This window comes from Cellulomonas sp. P2_F12 (assembly GCF_056403775.1).
Window position 1 is genome coordinate 299,691 of sequence record NZ_JBFUEV010000004.1, and the last position, 16,090, is coordinate 315,780.

A 16,090-nucleotide genomic window follows, 5' to 3' on the forward strand; every position below is an offset into this window, starting at 1 on the left:
GCCGGAGCGAACCGAAGGACAGACCATGACCCAGCAGCCCGCCGTCGTCGACACCGAGACCTACACCGTCTCGCGCACCGTCCACATCAAGGCGTCGCCGGACCGGGTCTGGGCGGCGCTCACCCGCGACGACCTGATCACCCAGTGGTTCGGCAGCATGGCCACGCTGCCCGACCTGCGGGTGGGCGGCGAGGGCACGTTCGGGTTCGAGGGCTACGGCGAGTTCCCCGTGCGCATCGAGGAGTACGACGAGCCCGCCGTCTTCGCCTTCACGTGGGGCACGCCCGACCAGCCGCTGCGCCCCGACAACTCCACCCTGGTCCGGTTCACGCTCGTGGCGGACGGGGGCGCCACCGTGCTGAGCGTCGTCGAGTCGGGCTTCGGCCTGCTGGGTCGCGACCCGCTGGAGGCCATGAGCTCGAACCGCGAGGGGTGGACCAGCGAGCTGGACGAGCTGGTCGCCTTCCTGGAGGGATCCGCGTGACCTCGACCCTGGTCCCCGTGTTCGCCGCGCTCGCGGACGACACCCGCTGGGCCGTCCTGCAGGTGCTGGGGCGCGAGGAGCTGTCGGCGTCCGCCCTGGCCACCCGGTTCCCGGTGTCCCGGCAGGCCATCGCCAAGCACCTCGCCGTCCTGGCCGACGCCGGCCTGGTGGAACCCGTCCGGGCCGGGCGGGAGATCCGGTACCGCGCGCTGGGCTCACGCCTGAACCAGACGGCTCGCGCGCTCGAGGCGATCGGCGCGGAGTGGGACCGCCGGCTGGACGCGATCACCCGCATCGCGGAGTCCTTGGAGGGCCCTACGCCTCAGCCGTGACCTCGCGGATCACGTGCCGGGCGTTCGCCGCCAGCACGGGGTTGGTGTCGCGGTAGTACGGCAGCTGGACGAGGGCCTGCGCGAGGGCCCGCGCGCGTGCCCTCGTCCAGGACACGTCGTCGACCTCGAGCGCGGCCCGGAACTGCGCCCGCGCGGGCGGTGGCAGCAGGTTCCAGGCGACACCGAGGTCCACGGTGGGGTCGCCGACGCCGATGCCCGCGAAGTCGATGAGCCCCGTGAGCCGGTGGTCGTCGTCGAGCAGCAGGTTGCCGGGCGCGATGTCGCCGTGCACCCAGGTGGCGTCCCCGGCCCACTCGGCGGTCGCGAGCGCGTGCTCCCAGATCGCGGTGACGGCGGCGGTGTCGATGTCGTCGGCCAGCGCCGCGATGTCCGTGCGCACCTGCGCGTCCCTCGCCGCCAGCGTGCCGGGCCTGGCGACGCCACCGTCGAGGTCGATCGCGCGCACGGCCCGCACGAGCGCCGCGAGCTCGCGGGCCAGTCCCGCCGCGTCGTGCAGGTGGCCGAGTCGCGGGTTCTCGCCGGGGACCCAGGACAGGACCGACCACGTCCAGGGGTACGCGGGACCGGGGCTCCCGACGGCGACCAGCCGGGGAGTCGTCACCGGCAGCAGCCCCTCGACCAGCGGCAGCCACTGCGCCTCGTGGTCGACGCCGCCGCGCGCCCAGTGGATGCGGGGCATCCGGACCACGAGGTCGTCGCCCAGCCGGAACATCGCGTTGTCCGTGCCGCTCGAGGACACGCGGTGGACGGGCAGGTCCGCCCACTGCGGCAGCTGCTCGGCGAGGAGGCGGCGGACGAGCTCGACGGGCAGGTCGAGCTCGTCGGCGTGCATTCCCGTGGTGGTCATCGCGACCAGTCGAGCAGGCCGCGACCGACGCGGCCAACAGGTTTTCTCATGCCATGCCCGCCCGGCGACGGGCTGCGCCCGCGCGCGCACGTGCGCCATCCTGGGTCGATGGAGCTGGAGTTCAGCGGCGAGATCATCTACTGGCGAGGTCCGTCGCCGTACCACTACGTCCCGGTGCCCGAGGCGGAGAGCGCCAGCATCAAGGCCGTGTCCTCGATGGTCACCTACGGCTGGGGCGTCATCCCCGTGCTCGCGCGCATCGACGACACCGAGTGGGAGACGTCCCTGTTCCCCAAGGACGGCCGCTACCTGGTCCCCGTGAAGGGCATGGTGCGCAAGGCCGAGTACCTCGACGTCGGCGACACGGTCACCGTGCGACTGATCCTGGGTGGCCCCCGCTGACCTGATCGCGCAAACCCTGCGTCGGTGCGCCGGTGACGGGAATATGGTCGGACGCATGCCTGCGCAGCCGCCGACCTCGTTCCCCACCGACGCCGCCGCCTGGCCGGCCTTCCTCGCGACGACCGTCGACGCGTCCCTCGACGACGCCCGCGCCCTCGTCGCCCGGCTGAAGGACGGGACCCCGCGGTCGACCGCCGAGGTCCTCGGCCTGTGGAACGACACGGACATCGCGCTCGGGTCGGCGTCGTCGGCGGCCCACCTGCTCGCCGAGGTGCACCCCGACGCGGACCTGCGGGCGGCCGCCGAGGAGCGCGCGCAGGCGGCGGAGGACCTGGGCACAGAGCGCGAGCTGGACCACGAGCTGTGGCAGGTGCTGGCGGCGACGTCGGCGGACGGGCTCGAGCCCGGGGCGGCCCGGGTCCGGGAGCACGTGCTCCGCGACTTCCGTCGCGCGGGCGTCGACCGCTCGCCCGAGGACCGCGACCGGCTGCGGGCTCTCGCGCAGCGGTGCACCGAGATCGGGCTGGAGTTCTCGCGGAACATCCGCGACGGCGTGCGCAGCGTCAAGGTCCCGCCCGAGCAGCTGGACGGGCTGCCCGACGACTTCCGGGCCGAGCACCCCGCCGACGCCGACGGGCTGGTCACGCTGACCACCGAGTACCCCGACCTGCTCCCCGTCCGCACGTACGCGACCGACCCGGCCGTCCGGCTCGCGCTCACCAGCGAGTACCAGTCGCTCGGCTGGCCGGCCAACGAGCCGCTGCTCGCGGAGCTGCTCCGGCTCCGGGCCGAGCGCGCCACGCTGCTGGGCTACCCGGACTGGCCCACGTACGACGCCGAGCCCCGGATGATCGGCACCGGCCAGGCGATCGCCGACCTGATCGAGCGGCTCGACGCCCTCACCGCGGCGCCGGCGGCCCGGGACGTCGAGGTCATGCTCGCCCGGTACCGCGAGGACGTCCCCGACGCCGTCGCGGTCACGCCCGCCGACAACCTGTACTACGAGCAGGTCATCAAGAACGAGCAGTACGACGTCGACGCCCGAGCGGTCCGCGAGTACTTCCGCTACGAGGCCGTGCTGCCGGGGATCCTCGACGTGGTGCAGCGGTTGTTCGACATCGCCCTGCAACCCGTGGACGTCCCTACGTGGCACGACGACGTCCAGGTCTACGACGTCGCGGTCGACGGGTCGCTGATCGGACGCGTGTACCTCGACATGCACCCTCGGGCCGGCAAGTTCAACCACGCCGCCCAGTTCGGGCTGGTGCCGGGCATCGCGGGGCGGTCGCTGCCGGAGGGCGTGCTCGTCTGCAACTTCCCCACCGGGCTGATGGAGCACGACGACGTGCTGACGTTCTTCCACGAGCTGGGGCACCTGGTCCACGAGGTGCTCGGCGGGCAGCAGCCCTGGGCGATGTTCACCGGCGTCGCCACCGAGTGGGACTTCGTCGAGGCGCCCAGCCAGCTGCTCGAGGAGTGGGGCTGGGACGCGGGCGTGCTCGGGTCCTTCGCGACGAACGCCGCGGGTGAGGCGATCCCGGCGGAGCTGGTCGCGGCGATGCGGCGGGCCGACGGGTTCGCGCGCGGCGCCTGGACCCGGCGCCAGCTCAACTTCACGGCCCTCTCCTACGGCCTGCACGCCGACCCGCCGGCCGACCTCGCGGCCTACACCGCCGAGATCGACGCGAGGTTCGGCCCCTACACACCGATCCCGGACACCCACCAGTACGCCGGGTTCGGGCACCTCGAGGGCTACGGCTCCGCGTACTACACGTACCTCTGGAGCCTGATCATCGCGAAGGACCTGCGCACCGCGTTCACCGACGGCCTGATGGACCCCGTGGTCGGCCGCCGCTACCGCGAGGCGATCCTGGCGCCCGGTGGGTCGGCCGACGCCGCCGACCTGGTGCAGGACTTCCTCGGCCGGCCGTCGTCGTTCGACGCCTTCGAGGCGTGGCTGACGGCCGGCACGGACTGACGCCGCACTGACCTGCCTGCACCGGCCCGCCCGTACTGGCCTGGCTGCACCGTCGATCGAGAGGACCGCACGTGACCCGGACCGTCCAGCTCCGCCGCTACAACCTCAAGCCCGACCTGGTCGAGGACTTCCTCACCTGGTGGCCCAGCCGGCTGGTACCCGCGCGTGCCGCGTTCGGCTTCACCGTGGAGTCCGCCTACCTCAACCGTGAGGCGGCCGAGTTCACGTGGGCCGTGTCCGCGGAGGGCGACGCAGACGAGTTCGTGCGCCTCGAGCAGGCCTGGATGGCCTCGCCCGAGCGGGCGGACGTGTTCGGGGGCATCGACGGCTGGAACGACTCGGTCGTCATCGCCTTCGTCGAGCGGTTCGTCTGAGGGCGTCCGGCGGTCAGTCGCCCTCGTACCGGCGCAGGCGCTCCTGGGCCTGCGCGTACGACGTCGCCCCCGGGAGCGTCCGACCGTCGCGTGCGGCGGTGGCCACCTCGACCGCCGCGTCGACCGCGGCCCGGTAGGGCAGCGAGCCCGTGCTCACGCGGCGGATGCCCAGGTCACCGAGCTGGAGCACGCTCCAGCCCGGGATGAGCAGCACGTTGAGCGGCACGGGGATCTCGCGCGCCAGCGTGCGCAGGTCGTCCAGGTCCGTCGCGCCGGGCAGGAAGATGCCGTGCGCTCCTGCGGCGACGTACGTCAGCGCACGGGCGACGGTGGCGGCGACGGTCGCGTCCTGCCGGAACCAGTAGGTGTCGACCCGCGCGTTGATGAACACGCCCGGACTGGCCTGGGCGATCGCCTCGATCTTGGCGGCGTGCCGCTCGGGAGCGACCAGCCGGCTGTCGATGCTGTCCTCGATGTTGATGCCGGCCACGGGCAGGCTCGCGACGTAGGCGGCCACCACGTCCGGGTCGTCGTCGTACCCGTCCTCGACGTCCGCCGACACGTGCACCGGGAGGTGCGCGAGCCGTCGGACGAGCTCGCGCGTGGCGTCCCGCGTGGCCCGGCCGCCGTCCGCACGGCCCAGGGCCGCGCCCACGCCGAAGCTCGTGGTGCCGACCGCCGGGAATCCCGCGTCGACAAACGCCAGGGCCGAGCCGACGTCCCAGGCGTTCGGCAGCAGCAGCGGCCCGTCGCCCAGGTGCAGCTGGTGGAATGTCGTCGTCACGCTGCGAACACCGCCTGCCAGAAGTCGGTGAAGATCGGCGTCGGCTGGCCGGACGCCCACGCGTCCGTCGTCAGCAGCACGGCGATCGTGTCCGTCACCGGGTCGGTCCACCACGTCGACCCTAGACCGCCGTCCCAGCCGTAGGTCCCGGCGTGCCGGCCGTCGGGAGCGTCGGACAGGAGCACGCCGAGACCCAGCCCCCAGCCCTCGTGCCCGGCCGGGTCGTGCGCCCCGACGTGCGCGGACGTCATCGCGGTCACCGCCTGCGGGCTCAGCACGGTCGACCCGCGGCCGCGCAGCATCGTCGCGAACGTGTGCAGGTCGGCGACGGTCGAGACCAGCCCGGCGCCGGCGTCGGCGAACGCGGGCGGCCGGGACCACTGGCCGTCGGGCTCGTCGTAGACATCGTCGCCCGTCCAGTGCCGGTCCAGCCGCGCGAGGTGCTGTGCGGGGACGTGGAACCCGGTGTCGCGCATGCCGAGCGGGTCGAGCAGCCGGCCGGCGAGCAGCTCGGGCAGCGGCCGACCCGCGGCGCGGGCCAGGAGCACGCCGAGCACCTGCGCGCTCGTGTTGTAGAGCCAGCGGGTCCCCGGCTGGGCGGAGAGCGGCACGCCCCCGACGATCCGCATCCACTCGTCGGGCGGCGGCGCGTCCTGCGGCGCGGGCGGTCCGACGGGCAGTCCTGCCTCGGCCAGCGCGCCGAGCACCGTGCCCGGGAAGGGGCCGGCGAAGTCCATGCCGATGCCGAGCCGGAACTCCAGCAGGTCGCGGACGGTGACCGCGCGGTCGGCCGGGACCGTGTCGTCGAGCGGGCTTCCCGGGGAGCGCAGCACGCGCCGGTCCGCCAGCTCCGGGAGCCACCGGTCGACCTCGTCGTCGAGAGCCAGCACGCCGTCGTCGACCAGCGCCATGGCGAGCGCCGCGACCACCGGCTTGGTCACCGACGAGATCCGGAAGACCGAGTCCGGCCTGGCGATGCCCGCGATCCCGCTGGTCACCGACCCGCCCCGGTCCACCAGCCACGCCGCGCCGTGCACCTCGCCCGAGGTCACCCGCGCCTCGACCACCTGCGTCACGTCCATGCGTCCACCCTGCACCGGAGGTCCCACATCGGCGCTCGGAGGGCGCACTAGGTTCGGCTCATGGCGACAGCCGCTGCCCCTCGACCACGGGTGCCGCGTGGCGTGCGCCTCGTGCTCGGGCTGGGCTGCGTCCTGCTCGGTGCCGTGCTCGTGCTCCGGCCGTTCTCGTCGCTCGCGGTCCTTCTCGTCCTCGTCGTGACCGGCCTCGCCGTCGCCGGGATCGCCGGGCTGGTCGTCGGCGACCATGCGCGCACGACCGTGCTGCGCGGCATCGTGCTCCTGGTCGCCGCGATCGCGGTCGCCGTGTGGCCGGGGGCGACGCTCGGGATCCTCACCGTGGTGCTCGCGCTCGCGCTGGTCGTCGGCGGAGCGATCGACGTCGCGCACGCCCCCGGCGTCAGGGGCGCCGCACGCGTGGACGCGGCGGTCGGCGGCGTCACGTCGATCGCGTTCGGCGTGCTCGCGCTGGCGTGGCCGGACATCACCGTGCTCGTGCTCGCCGTGGCTTTCGGGGCATGGCTCGTGGTCGTCGGGGTGACCGAGCTCGTCGGGTTCGTCCGCGGCGGGAACGTGCCGGTCCCACGGCCGGGTCGGCGTCGCCGCGCTGCCCGCGTCGGTGGCTGGCGGCTCGCCGGGACGGTGCTGGGCGCGTTCGTCGCCGTGGTCCTCGTGGTCCTGAGCCTCGCCCTGCAGCGGGGTGCGCCGTCTCCGGACGCCTTCTACGATCCGCCGGCCGACGCCCCGTCGGCACCCGGACAGCTGCTGCGCAGCGAACCGTTCCGCAGCGACGAGATCCCCGCCGGCGCCTCCGCGTGGAAGATCCTCTACACGACCACCAGGGACGAGGGGGAGCCCGCGACCGGCAGCGGGATCGTCATCGCCCCGACGTCGGCAGGTCCGAGCCCCGTGGTCGCGTGGGCCCACGGGACCACCGGCGCCTCACCGGGCTGCGCCCCGTCCGTGCTCGAGGAGGGGCTCCGGGCCGGCGCGATGGTCGTCCAGGATCGGGTGATCGAGCAGGGCTGGGCCATGGTCACCGCCGACTACATCGGGCTCGGCACGTCGGGGCAGCACCCGTACCTTATCGGGCAGGGCGAGGGCAGGTCCGTCCTCGACGCCGTCCGCGCGGCGCACCAGCTGACCGCGGCGCACCTGGCCGACCAGACGGTGGTGTGGGGTCACTCGCAGGGTGGGCACGCGGCGCTCTGGGCCGGGATGCTCGCGCCGACGTACGCCCCGGAGCTCGAGATCGACGGTGTCGCGGCCCTGGCGCCGGCGAGCAACCTGCCCGGCCTCGTCGATGCCATGGGTGGCGTGACCGGCGGCGAGCTCTTCGCGTCGTACGTCGTCGACGCCTACACCGCCACCTACCCGGACGTCCGGTACGACGACCTGGTCCGGCCCGGTGCGCGGATCATCGTGCGGGAGATGGCCCAGCGGTGCCTGTCCGAGCCGGGCATCCTCGTCTCGGCGGTGACCTCGGTGTTCCTGGACAAGCCGATCTGGTCCGGCGACCCGAGCAGCGGCCCGTTCCTGGCGCGGCTCACCGAGAACGTCCCGTCGGGGCCGATCCCGGCGCCGGTGCTCGTGGCGCAGGGTGCCGACGACCGCCTCGTGGTCCCGTCGGCGCAGGACGCCTACGTCGACGCCCGATGCGCCGCCGGGTACGCCGTCGACTACCGGACCTACGCCGGCCTGGACCACGTCGGGCTCGTCGCGGCCGACTCACCCCTGGTCCCGGACCTGCTCACGTGGACGGCGGACCGCTTCGCGGGGGCGCCGGCCGCGGACACGTGCCGCTGAGGCGCCGCCGTCGCCGTCAGTCGAAGAGGTCGCCGAGGAAGCTGCTCGGGCGCCGCTTCTTCGTGCTCGAGTAGTGGTCGTCCCGGTCGCCGCGGTACTGATCCTCGGGGTAGCGCGCGGGAGGCGCCGCCGCCTGCCGGGAGCCGTAGTAGGCCGACTCGGCGTCCGTGAGGCGCTCGAGCTCGCCGCGGTCGAGGAAGATCCCGCGGCAGCCGGTGCACTGGTCGATGGTCACGCCGTTGCGCTCGTAGGCGCGCATGTCGGAGCCGCACTTGGGGCAGATAAGCGTCATGGGTGTCTCCGTCCGTGGCTCGGCCGACGGGCGCGCCGGCTGCCCGGTGAACGACCGGGCGCGCCGGAGGGTTTCCTCCGCCCGGCGCCGGGGCCGGGGCCACATCGGCCGGACGGACGATCCGCGCGACCTGCTCTTCGGCCGATGAATCCGCGGCACGCAGTCGCCAGGCTCGTCCCAGGACGTTCGCGACCCGACCGAGGAGGACCCCGTGCCCCGTCACGCGTGGCGCATACCCGCCGGCCTGATCCTGCTGAGCCTGGTGCCGATGCTCGCCGGAGCCCTGCGGCTGGCCGAGCTGAGCAGCGGCCCGGAGGTCACCCCGGACAACGAGCGGTTCGTGACGATGCCGGCGCCCGTTGTGGTGCACATCGTGTGCGCGACCACGTTCCTGCTGCTCGGCGCGTTCCAGTTCCACCCCGGCCTGCGCCGACGCCGACCGCGGTGGCACCGCATGGCCGGACGCGTCGTCGCGCCCGCCGGGATCCTCGCCGCGCTCGCGGGGCTGTGGATGGCGGTGTTCACCGACCTGCCCGCTGGCGACGGGCCGCTGCTCGAGGTCTTCCGCCTGGTGTTCGGATCCGCGATGGTCGTGTTCCTCGTGCTCGGCGTCGTCTTCATCCGGCGGGGTGACGTCGTGACGCACAGCGCCTGGATGACCCGCGGCTACGCGCTCGGCCTGGGCGCCGGGACGCAGGCGGTCATCTTCGCGCCGTGGACCCTGGTGCTCGGCGCGCCCAGCGAGACGGCCCGCGCGCTGCTCATGGGCGCGGCGTGGGTGATCGACCTGGCGATCGCCGAGTGGATCATTCGTCGACGCCGCCGCCCGCCCGTCCGCGCGCCGCGCGCCGGTGCCCTCGTCGCGACCTGACTCGTGTGCTTTCGGGAGGCTCACGTGCTCGCGCGAGGCGCTCGTGCTCGCAGGAGGCTCACTTGCTTGCGGGACGTCCCGCAGCGCAGGGTGACGACCATGACCGAGCACACCCACGGCGAGAACTACTGGGAAGAGCACTACGCGACCGTCGAGCCGTCCTGGGGCACCCGACCGAACGCCGTCCTCGTCGACGTCGTCACGGCCTTGCTCCCGGAGCCCGGGCGCGCGGTCGACCTCGGCTGCGGGCACGGCGGCGACGCGCTCTGGCTCGCGTCGCTGGGCTGGCAGGTCACCGCGGTCGACGTCGCGCCGACCGCACTCGCCCGGGTGGCGCAGGACGCCGCCGACGCCGGCCTCGCCGAGCGGGTGGCCGTGGAGCACCACGACCTGCGGCACTCGATGCCGTCCGGCGTGTTCGACCTGGTCACCGCGAGCTACTTCCACGTCCCCGCCGACGTCGCCCGCTCCGAGGTGCTCCACCGCGCCGCGGCTCTCGTCGCCCCCGGCGGAATGCTGCTGGTGACCGAGCACGCGTCGGTGTCGCCGTGGTCCTGGGACAAGGACGCGACCTTCCCGACGCCCGCCGAGTCGCTCGAGTCCTTCGACCTCGGCGACGGGTGGGACATCGTCCGGCTCGATGCCCCGCAGCGCACCGCGACCGGCCCGGGCGGCCAGGTCGCGGAGGTCACCGACAACGTGATCGCGGTCCGCCGCGTGCGCTGACCCCGTTCCCCGGCATCGCGGCGACAAGACCCCGATCGACCGGGCGAGTGACGTGGATCGTCGGCGGGTCCGTCGGACGATTGCGCCCCCTGGCGTTCCGGCATGACCTCGCGCCGATGGGCCCTGCTCGCCGTCGTCGGCGTCAGCCTGCTGGTCGTCGCACCCATGTCCGGGTTCCTCTGGTTCATCGGGCTGCTGATGGGGTCGCCGTTCATGGCGTCGATGCCCAGCCATGCCGACGTCGTGGAGGGCGGTGCGCTGCGGGCGATCGCCGTGCTCGTCTGGGCCGTCCCGATCGCGGTCGCGTGGCAGCAGCTCGGCGTGAGGGCCGCGCGGACGGCCGCCGTGGTCGTGGGAACGGTGGTCGCAGTCAGCCTCGCCGTGTGTGCGCTGACCGGGCTGTGGTGACCTGGGGATCTGGCTGCTGAGCTGGGCAGGCCTGGCGGGCCGCCTTGAGCGAGGCCCGGAGCGAAGAGTCAGTCGCCGCTCCGCCAGTCTCGCGGGGGCCGGAGCGGGCCAGGTGGCCGGGTCGCGAACGCCAGGGAGGTCCGTTCGGCAGTGGGGTCGCGGCACTGGGAGCGCTCGATATCGGACGACTGTGTCAGAAGGGTGGGTCGCCGAGTGGGACGGGTGTGGGTGGGGGTGGTCGGTGGGTGTGGAGGTCGGGGGTGGTGTGGATGAGGGCGGGGTGGCGGGCGTAGGTCAGGCCGTGTCGGTCGGTCCAGGTGGAGACCCCGGTGGCGGGGTTGTAGGTGACGTTCCACCAGCCTTCGGTCTTGGCTTGGTGGTGGTGTTTGCACAACGCGTGCAGGTTCGCCTCGCACGTCTGCAGCTTGTGCGGGTCGTCGCCGCGGTCGTGGTTGTAGGGGGTGCGGTGGTCGATCTCGCAGCGGGTGGCGGGTTGTCGGCAGCCGGGGAAGGTGCAGGTCACGTCCCGGGCTTGCACGGTCCGGGTCAGGTCCGCCCCGGGGCGGTAGGTCTGGGTGCCGACGGCGCAGACCTGCCCGGTGGTGTCGGTCAGGACGCGGCGCCAGGTGCCGTCCTGGGCGAGCTCGCGGGCGACCTGCGCCGGCACCGGACCGTAGGACCCGAGGAACCCGGGCGCGTCGTCCAGGCCGAGCAGCGTGGTGGCGGCCACGGACAGTTGCACCGCGACGCGTTGCCCGTGCTTGCGCGGCAGGGGGGTGCCGTCGGGGGTGGCTTGGCGGTCCAGGATGGCGGTGAACACATCCGCGAACGCGTCCGCCCGCCGCTGATCCACGGTGCGCTGGTCCCCGTCGAGGGCGGCGTGCCCGGCCAGGGCGTCGATCGCGGTGAACGCCGCCGTGGCCTCGGCGGCGGGTAGGTAGGCGACCAGGCGGGCCATCGCGTCGGGGGCCAGGATGAGGTCGATGCCGCGGCGGTCACGTTCGGCGAGGCGACACTTCTCCACCAGGGCGGGGTTCAGCGCGATCAAGGTGGCGCGTACGTGCCGGGCCAGCTGCGGCGCCGTCAGCTCCGAGGACCGGGCGATCGCGTCGTCGATCACGGCCCGCACCGCGCCCGCCTCGAGCCCAGACCCGCCCTTGGTGACCTCGTCCAGGATGATGTCGATCTTGCGGGCCTCGATCGCACCGGCCGCCCACGCGTCGCCCAGGGCGGGGTGCTGGGCGGTGCCCCAGGCGCGCAGGAACACCATCTCCGCGGCCCGCCTCGTGCACACCAGCGCACACGCCAGCTCGTCCGGGACATGCCGCAACGCGTCCGTGGTGCGGGCTTCGATCTCGCGGACCACGACGGCCTGGGCGGCCTGCAGCATCGCGATCGCCTGCGCCATCCCCGTGACCGTGTTCACCAACGCCACATCCGAGACCTCCGCCACCGGCACCGACGTCAACAACGCCACCAGGTCACCGAGATCGACCCCGGGCAGGGGGAAGTCTTCGACCGCACCAAGGTCGATCACCCGCACACCCGGGCCGGGCACGGGCGTGACACCCGGGCGCGCGCCGTGACCCGAGTCCGCCCACACCAACCCAGCGGCGGCTGCAGCCACGGGCAGCGCAGCCGTGGTGGTGGATGACGAGGCGGGCGCAGCTGGCGTGGTGGAGGAGCTGGGCGCGGGCCTTGCGGCGGTGCATGCGGATGCCCACGAGGCTGCAGACCCGGCCGTGGCCGTGGAGGGTGCGGACGAGCCGGAGTCAGGTCTAGCGGCAGCGCGCGCAGCCGGGCGGGCGACCTCGACCGTCTCCATCACCGCCGTCACCACGCCACCTCCACCCGCACCAACCGCCCGATCCGGGCATAGAACAACTGTACGACCGACCGCTGACATTCACCCCTGACCAGCACACACGCGGCGCAACCTCGCGCAGCGCCGGGCGGGAGCGGGGGGTCCGTGCGAGATCTACGCCTCCGGCCCGTCGGTCGAGTGGCAGAAGGCCGCGCCGGAGCCAGGGAGTGGCTGCGCGGCGCGAGCGAGCGAAGGCGACCGCAGGGGAGCCGCGCCGGCGAAGCGGACCGGCTGAGCCCGCAGAAGGGCGTCGGCAGCGTGAGCGCCAGCCGCCCCTACGCCCCGCGCGGCTCGTCGACCGACCGCAGCACCCGGCACGGCGCACCGACGGCGACGACGCGCGGCGGGATGTCGCGCGTGACCACGCTGCCGGCGCCGATCACGGAGCCCGCGCCGATGGTGACGCCGGGCAGGATCGTGACGTTCGACCCGATCCACACGTCGTCCTCGATGCGCACGGGCAGGGAGAACTGCCAGCCGCCGACGCGCTCCTCGGGGACGGTCGGGTGGCCGGCGGTCGAGATGGTGACGTTCGGCGCGAGCATGACGCGGTCGCCGATGACGATGTCGGCGTCGTCGACGAGCACGAGGTTGAAGTTCGCGTAGAAATGGGCGCCGACGTGCACGTGCGAGCCGTACGACACGTGGAACGGCGGCTCGATCCACGCCTCGGGACCCACGGAGCCGAGCAGCTTCTGCAGGATCGACGCCCGCAGGGCCGACTCACCGGGCCGCGAGTGGTTGTAGTCGTAGGCCAGCTCCTTGCCGGCGACCCGCTCGGCCTCGAGCGTCTCCAGCCCGGGGCCGAAGTCCACGTAGAGCCCGCCGTTGTTCATCACGGCCCGCACGGCGTCGTACTCGTCGGTCATCACACGCTCCTCTAGGGTGTTCCGCAGCCCATCATGCTCGAAACGATCCGATCAGGACGCCTCATGACCGCGCCGTACCAGGACCCCACCCGACCCGTCGCGGACCGCGTCGCCGACCTCGTCGGGCGCATGACGCTCGAGGAGAAGGTCGGGCAGATGATGCAGCTCAACGCCAAGGACGGCGTCGAGGACCTGGTCCTGAACCTGCACGTCGGGTCGATCCTGCACACCTCCCCGGAGCGGGTGCGCGAGGCGCACGAGCTCACCGCGCGGACGCGCCTGCAGATCCCGCTGCTCATCGCGGAGGACTGCATCCACGGCCACTCCTTCTGGGAGGGCGCCACGATCTTCCCGACGCAGCTCGGCATGGCAGCCACCTGGGACGCCGACCTGCTGGAGAGGGCGGCCCGTGCGACGGCGGTCGAGGTGGCGGCCACCGGCATCCACTGGACGTTCTCGCCGGTGCTCTGCATCGCGCGCGACCTGCGCTGGGGCCGCGTGAGCGAGACGTTCGGGGAGGACCCGTTCCTCATCGGCGAGCTGTCGTCGGCCATGGTCCGGGGCTACCAGGGCGACGGCCTCGACGACCCGACCGCGATCCTGGCCACGGCCAAGCACTTCGCCGGGTACTCCGAGACGCAGGGCGGGCGCGACGCCAGCGAGGCCGACATCAGCCGCCGCAAGCTGCGCTCGTGGTTCCTGCCGCCGTTCGAGCGGGTCGCGAGAGAGGGCTGCCGGACGTTCATGCTCGGCTACCAGTCGATGGACGGCGTGCCGATCACCATCAACGACTGGCTGCTCAACGAGGTGCTGCGCGGCGAGTGGGGTTACACCGGCACGCTGATCACGGACTGGGACAACGTCGGCCGGATGGTCTGGGAGCAGCACATCCAGCCCGACTACGCGCACGCGTCGGCGGCGGCGGTGCGGGCCGGGAACGACATGGTGATGACGACGCCCGGGTTCTTCGAGGGCGCCCAGGAGGCCGTGCGCAGCGGGATGCTCGACGAGACCGCGCTCGACGCTGCGGTCGGCCGGATCCTCACGCTGAAGTTCGAGCTCGGGCTGTTCGAGGACGCCCGCCACCCGAGCGTGGAGCGCCAGCAGGCCGTGATCGGGTCCGCGGAGCACGTCGCGCTCAACCTCGAGGTGGCCCGGCGCTCGCTCGTGCTGCTGACCAACGACGGGACGCTCCCGCTCACGGACAGCCCGAAGACGATCGCCGTCATCGGCCCGAACGCCGACGACCAGCACACGCAGCTGGGCGACTGGGCGGGCGCCTCGGGCCAGGCGGACTGGCTCCCCGACGGCCACCCGCGCGAGATGACGCAGACGGTCCTCGACGGCTTCCGTGCGCACGCACCCGACGGCTGGACCGTCACGCACGCCCGCGGCGCGGACATCCTCACGCTGGGCGCCGACCCCGAGGGCGAGTTCTTCCCCGACGGCCAGCCCCGCCCGCAGGTCGTCATCCCGGTCGAACCGGACGCCTCCCTGATCGCCGCGGCCGTGGAAGCGGCCAAAGACGCCGACGTCGTGGTCGCCGTCGTCGGCGACCGGATCGAGCTGGTCGGCGAGGGCCGCTCCACCGCCACGCTGGAGCTCGTCGGCGGCCAGGTCGCCCTGCTCGACGCCCTCGCCGCGACCGGCAAGCCGTTGGTCGTCGTCGTCATCGCGAGCAAGCCCCACGTCCTGCCCCCGAGCGCGATGTCTGCACAAGCGATCGTCTGGGCCGCCAACCCGGGCATGCGCGGTGGTCGGGCGATCGCCGAGCTCGTGCTGGGCCAGATCGAGCCGTCGGGTCGCCTGCCGATCACGTTCGCCGAGCACGTCGGCCAGCTGCCCGTCTACTACAACCAGCTGCCCGCCCAGCACGGCACGCGGTACGCGGACCTCACGCAGCGGGTGCCGTTCGCGTTCGGCGAGGGCCTCTCGTACACGACCGTCGAGTACGACGACCTGCGGGTGCTGGAGCCGGCGCTCGGCGTCGACGGGACCCTCCGTGCGCAGGTCACGCTGCACAACGTGGGCGACCGGCCCGCGCTCGAGACCGTCCAGGTCTACGTCCGCGACGTCGTCACCACGGTGACCTGGGCGGAGAAGGAGCTCAAGACGTACCGGCAGGTGACCGTCGAGCCGGGGGCACGGGTGACCGTCGACCTCGAGCTCCCTGTCGCGGACTGCACGATCGTCGACGCCGCGGGCCACCGCATCGTCGAGCCGGGCACGTTCGAGCTGCTGGTCGGCCCGTCGTCGCGGGACGAGGTGCTGCTGCGCGCCGGCTTCCTGGTCACCGCCTGATGGGCGACAACCTCGCCGCCACCCGCGCGATGTACGACACGGTGGCGGTCGCGTACGGCGAGCTGGTCACGGGGCTGAACCCGGAGTCGGGTCTCGAGGGCGCCATGCTCGCGGCCTTCGCCGACCGGGTCCGCGGCACCGGCAGGGTGCTCGACGCCGGCTGCGGCACGGGCCGGATGACCGCGTGGCTGGCGTCCGTCGGGATCGTCGCGGACGGGGTCGACCTGTCGCCCGGCATGATCGAGGTCGCCCGGCGCACCTACCCCGACCTGTCGTTCGACGTCGGGTCGATGACGGCACTGGATCTCCCTGACGAGTGCGTCAGCGGGATCCTGGCCTGGTACTCGATCATCCACACGTCGCCGGCGGACCTGCCCGCGGTCGTCGCCGAGCTGGCCCGCGTCCTCGCGCCGGGCGGCCACCTGCTGCTCGGGTGGCACGCCGGCGACGACGCCGCCCGCACGATGACCCACGCCTACGGGCACGACGTGTCGGCGGACGCCTACCGGCACGCCCCCGAGTCGGTCGCCGCCGCCGTGCACGCCGCAGGCCTCGTCGTCAGCGCCCGGCTGCTCCGCGAGCCGCAGCCCGACCGCGAGAAGTGCGCGCAGGCCTCGCTACTGGCACGCCGGCCCGGCTAGGCGCAGCATGG

General features: G+C 73.4%; 17 protein-coding genes. 11 read left to right on the forward strand and 6 right to left on the reverse strand.

Annotation, left to right across the window (positions count from 1 at the left end; translation table 11 throughout):
* The first annotated feature begins 25 nt into the window (after positions 1-25).
* Positions 26-484, forward strand: a complete 459-nt coding sequence (locus tag AC1DWH_RS12000) for an SRPBCC domain-containing protein (protein WP_477093860.1) — start codon at positions 26-28, stop codon at positions 482-484.
* A complete protein-coding gene (locus tag AC1DWH_RS12005; RefSeq protein ID WP_456843807.1) occupies positions 481-816 on the forward strand; it encodes an ArsR/SmtB family transcription factor in 336 nt (111 codons plus the stop codon). Before AC1DWH_RS12000 ends, AC1DWH_RS12005 begins: the two co-directional genes overlap by 4 nt.
* Here the strand turns inward: AC1DWH_RS12005 and AC1DWH_RS12010 are convergent.
* Positions 800-1,684 carry an aminoglycoside phosphotransferase family protein gene (locus AC1DWH_RS12010; protein ID WP_477093861.1) on the reverse strand — a complete coding sequence of 295 codons (885 nt, stop codon included), beginning with the start codon at positions 1,682-1,684 and terminating at the stop codon, positions 800-802. The genes AC1DWH_RS12005 and AC1DWH_RS12010 overlap by 17 nt on opposite strands.
* A gap of 108 nt (positions 1,685-1,792) precedes the next feature.
* Here AC1DWH_RS12010 and AC1DWH_RS12015 point away from each other — a divergent pair, with 108 nt between their 5' ends.
* The 3 genes from AC1DWH_RS12015 to AC1DWH_RS12025 all read left to right on the forward strand — a co-directional run bounded on the left by AC1DWH_RS12015 (position 1,793) and on the right by AC1DWH_RS12025 (position 4,438).
* Positions 1,793-2,086 (forward strand): DUF1905 domain-containing protein, encoded by a 294-nt coding sequence (locus tag AC1DWH_RS12015; protein ID WP_456843804.1) that lies wholly within the window; start codon positions 1,793-1,795, stop codon positions 2,084-2,086.
* 55 nt (positions 2,087-2,141) lie between these two features.
* A complete protein-coding gene (locus AC1DWH_RS12020; RefSeq protein WP_477093862.1) occupies positions 2,142-4,064 on the forward strand; it encodes a M3 family metallopeptidase in 1,923 nt (640 codons plus the stop codon).
* A gap of 71 nt (positions 4,065-4,135) precedes the next feature.
* Positions 4,136-4,438 carry a hypothetical protein gene (locus AC1DWH_RS12025; protein WP_477093863.1) on the forward strand — a complete coding sequence of 101 codons (303 nt, stop codon included), beginning with the start codon at positions 4,136-4,138 and terminating at the stop codon, positions 4,436-4,438.
* Positions 4,439-4,451: 13 nt separating this feature from the next.
* On the opposite strand, the gene AC1DWH_RS12030 is transcribed toward AC1DWH_RS12025, so the two are convergent.
* Both AC1DWH_RS12030 and AC1DWH_RS12035 read right to left on the reverse strand, forming a co-directional pair.
* Complete coding sequence (locus AC1DWH_RS12030; protein ID WP_477093864.1) at positions 4,452-5,222, reverse strand: isocitrate lyase/PEP mutase family protein; 771 nt, start codon at positions 5,220-5,222, stop codon at positions 4,452-4,454.
* On the reverse strand, positions 5,219-6,304 hold the full coding sequence (locus tag AC1DWH_RS12035) for a serine hydrolase domain-containing protein (protein WP_477093865.1): 1,086 nt from the start codon (positions 6,302-6,304) through the stop codon (positions 5,219-5,221). The genes AC1DWH_RS12030 and AC1DWH_RS12035 overlap by 4 nt, the downstream gene beginning before the upstream one ends.
* A 60-nt stretch (positions 6,305-6,364) precedes the next feature.
* On the opposite strand from AC1DWH_RS12035, the gene AC1DWH_RS12040 reads away from it, so the two are divergent.
* Positions 6,365-8,107, forward strand: coding sequence for an alpha/beta fold hydrolase (locus tag AC1DWH_RS12040; RefSeq protein ID WP_477093866.1), 1,743 nt, complete (start codon positions 6,365-6,367; stop codon positions 8,105-8,107).
* Positions 8,108-8,123: 16 nt separating this feature from the next.
* Here the strand turns inward: AC1DWH_RS12040 and AC1DWH_RS12045 are convergent, their stop codons facing one another.
* The gene (locus AC1DWH_RS12045; RefSeq protein WP_477093867.1) at positions 8,124-8,399 is read right to left on the reverse strand and encodes a TFIIB-type zinc ribbon-containing protein; all 276 of its coding nucleotides are present in this window, start codon (positions 8,397-8,399) and stop codon (positions 8,124-8,126) included.
* Positions 8,400-8,610: 211 nt separating this feature from the next.
* On the opposite strand from AC1DWH_RS12045, the gene AC1DWH_RS12050 reads away from it, so the two are divergent.
* The 3 genes from AC1DWH_RS12050 (at position 8,611) to AC1DWH_RS12060 (ending at position 10,404) form a co-directional block, all read left to right on the forward strand.
* A complete protein-coding gene (locus AC1DWH_RS12050; RefSeq protein WP_477093868.1) occupies positions 8,611-9,270 on the forward strand; it encodes a DUF2306 domain-containing protein in 660 nt (219 codons plus the stop codon).
* 99 nt (positions 9,271-9,369) lie between these two features.
* Positions 9,370-9,996 (forward strand): SAM-dependent methyltransferase, encoded by a 627-nt coding sequence (locus AC1DWH_RS12055; RefSeq protein WP_477093869.1) that lies wholly within the window; start codon positions 9,370-9,372, stop codon positions 9,994-9,996.
* 102 nt (positions 9,997-10,098) lie between these two features.
* Entirely contained in the window at positions 10,099-10,404 is a 306-nt protein-coding gene (locus AC1DWH_RS12060) for a hypothetical protein (RefSeq protein WP_477093870.1), read from the forward strand.
* 193 nt (positions 10,405-10,597) lie between these two features.
* Here AC1DWH_RS12060 and AC1DWH_RS12065 read toward each other — a convergent pair whose 3' ends face one another.
* Together AC1DWH_RS12065 and AC1DWH_RS12070 are read right to left on the reverse strand one after the other, a co-directional pair.
* Positions 10,598-11,941 (reverse strand): HNH endonuclease signature motif containing protein, encoded by a 1,344-nt coding sequence (locus tag AC1DWH_RS12065; protein WP_477093871.1) that lies wholly within the window; start codon positions 11,939-11,941, stop codon positions 10,598-10,600.
* Between the two features lie 602 nt (positions 11,942-12,543).
* A complete protein-coding gene (locus tag AC1DWH_RS12070; protein ID WP_477093872.1) occupies positions 12,544-13,137 on the reverse strand; it encodes a sugar O-acetyltransferase in 594 nt (197 codons plus the stop codon).
* A 63-nt stretch (positions 13,138-13,200) separates the two neighbouring features.
* Here AC1DWH_RS12070 and AC1DWH_RS12075 point away from each other — a divergent pair, with 63 nt between their 5' ends.
* Together AC1DWH_RS12075 and AC1DWH_RS12080 are read left to right on the forward strand one after the other, a co-directional pair.
* Positions 13,201-15,438, forward strand: coding sequence for an exo-beta-d-1,3/1,6-glucosidase (locus AC1DWH_RS12075; RefSeq protein ID WP_477093873.1), 2,238 nt, complete (start codon positions 13,201-13,203; stop codon positions 15,436-15,438).
* Positions 15,438-16,079, forward strand: a complete 642-nt coding sequence (locus AC1DWH_RS12080; RefSeq protein WP_477093874.1) for a class I SAM-dependent DNA methyltransferase — start codon at positions 15,438-15,440, stop codon at positions 16,077-16,079. The genes AC1DWH_RS12075 and AC1DWH_RS12080 overlap by 1 nt, the downstream gene beginning before the upstream one ends.
* The last annotated feature ends 11 nt before the right edge of the window (positions 16,080-16,090 follow it).

Excerpts from the sequence above, each read along its gene's own strand:
- AC1DWH_RS12055 (WP_477093869.1), top strand. The coding sequence starts at position 9,370 with ATGACCGAGCACACCCACGGCGAGAACTACTGGGAAGAGCACTACGCG.
- AC1DWH_RS12010 (WP_477093861.1), bottom strand. The coding sequence starts at position 1,684 with ATGACCACCACGGGAATGCACGCCGACGAGCTCGACCTGCCCGTCGAG.
- AC1DWH_RS12060 (WP_477093870.1), top strand. The coding sequence starts at position 10,099 with ATGACCTCGCGCCGATGGGCCCTGCTCGCCGTCGTCGGCGTCAGCCTG.
- AC1DWH_RS12075 (WP_477093873.1), top strand. The coding sequence starts at position 13,201 with ATGACCGCGCCGTACCAGGACCCCACCCGACCCGTCGCGGACCGCGTC.
- AC1DWH_RS12000 (WP_477093860.1), top strand. The coding sequence starts at position 26 with ATGACCCAGCAGCCCGCCGTCGTCGACACCGAGACCTACACCGTCTCG.
- AC1DWH_RS12080 (WP_477093874.1), top strand. The coding sequence starts at position 15,438 with ATGGGCGACAACCTCGCCGCCACCCGCGCGATGTACGACACGGTGGCG.
- AC1DWH_RS12035 (WP_477093865.1), bottom strand. The coding sequence starts at position 6,304 with ATGGACGTGACGCAGGTGGTCGAGGCGCGGGTGACCTCGGGCGAGGTG.
- AC1DWH_RS12070 (WP_477093872.1), bottom strand. The coding sequence starts at position 13,137 with ATGACCGACGAGTACGACGCCGTGCGGGCCGTGATGAACAACGGCGGG.
- AC1DWH_RS12020 (WP_477093862.1), top strand. The coding sequence starts at position 2,142 with ATGCCTGCGCAGCCGCCGACCTCGTTCCCCACCGACGCCGCCGCCTGG.
- AC1DWH_RS12015 (WP_456843804.1), top strand. The coding sequence starts at position 1,793 with ATGGAGCTGGAGTTCAGCGGCGAGATCATCTACTGGCGAGGTCCGTCG.
- AC1DWH_RS12040 (WP_477093866.1), top strand. The coding sequence starts at position 6,365 with ATGGCGACAGCCGCTGCCCCTCGACCACGGGTGCCGCGTGGCGTGCGC.
- AC1DWH_RS12045 (WP_477093867.1), bottom strand. The coding sequence starts at position 8,399 with ATGACGCTTATCTGCCCCAAGTGCGGCTCCGACATGCGCGCCTACGAG.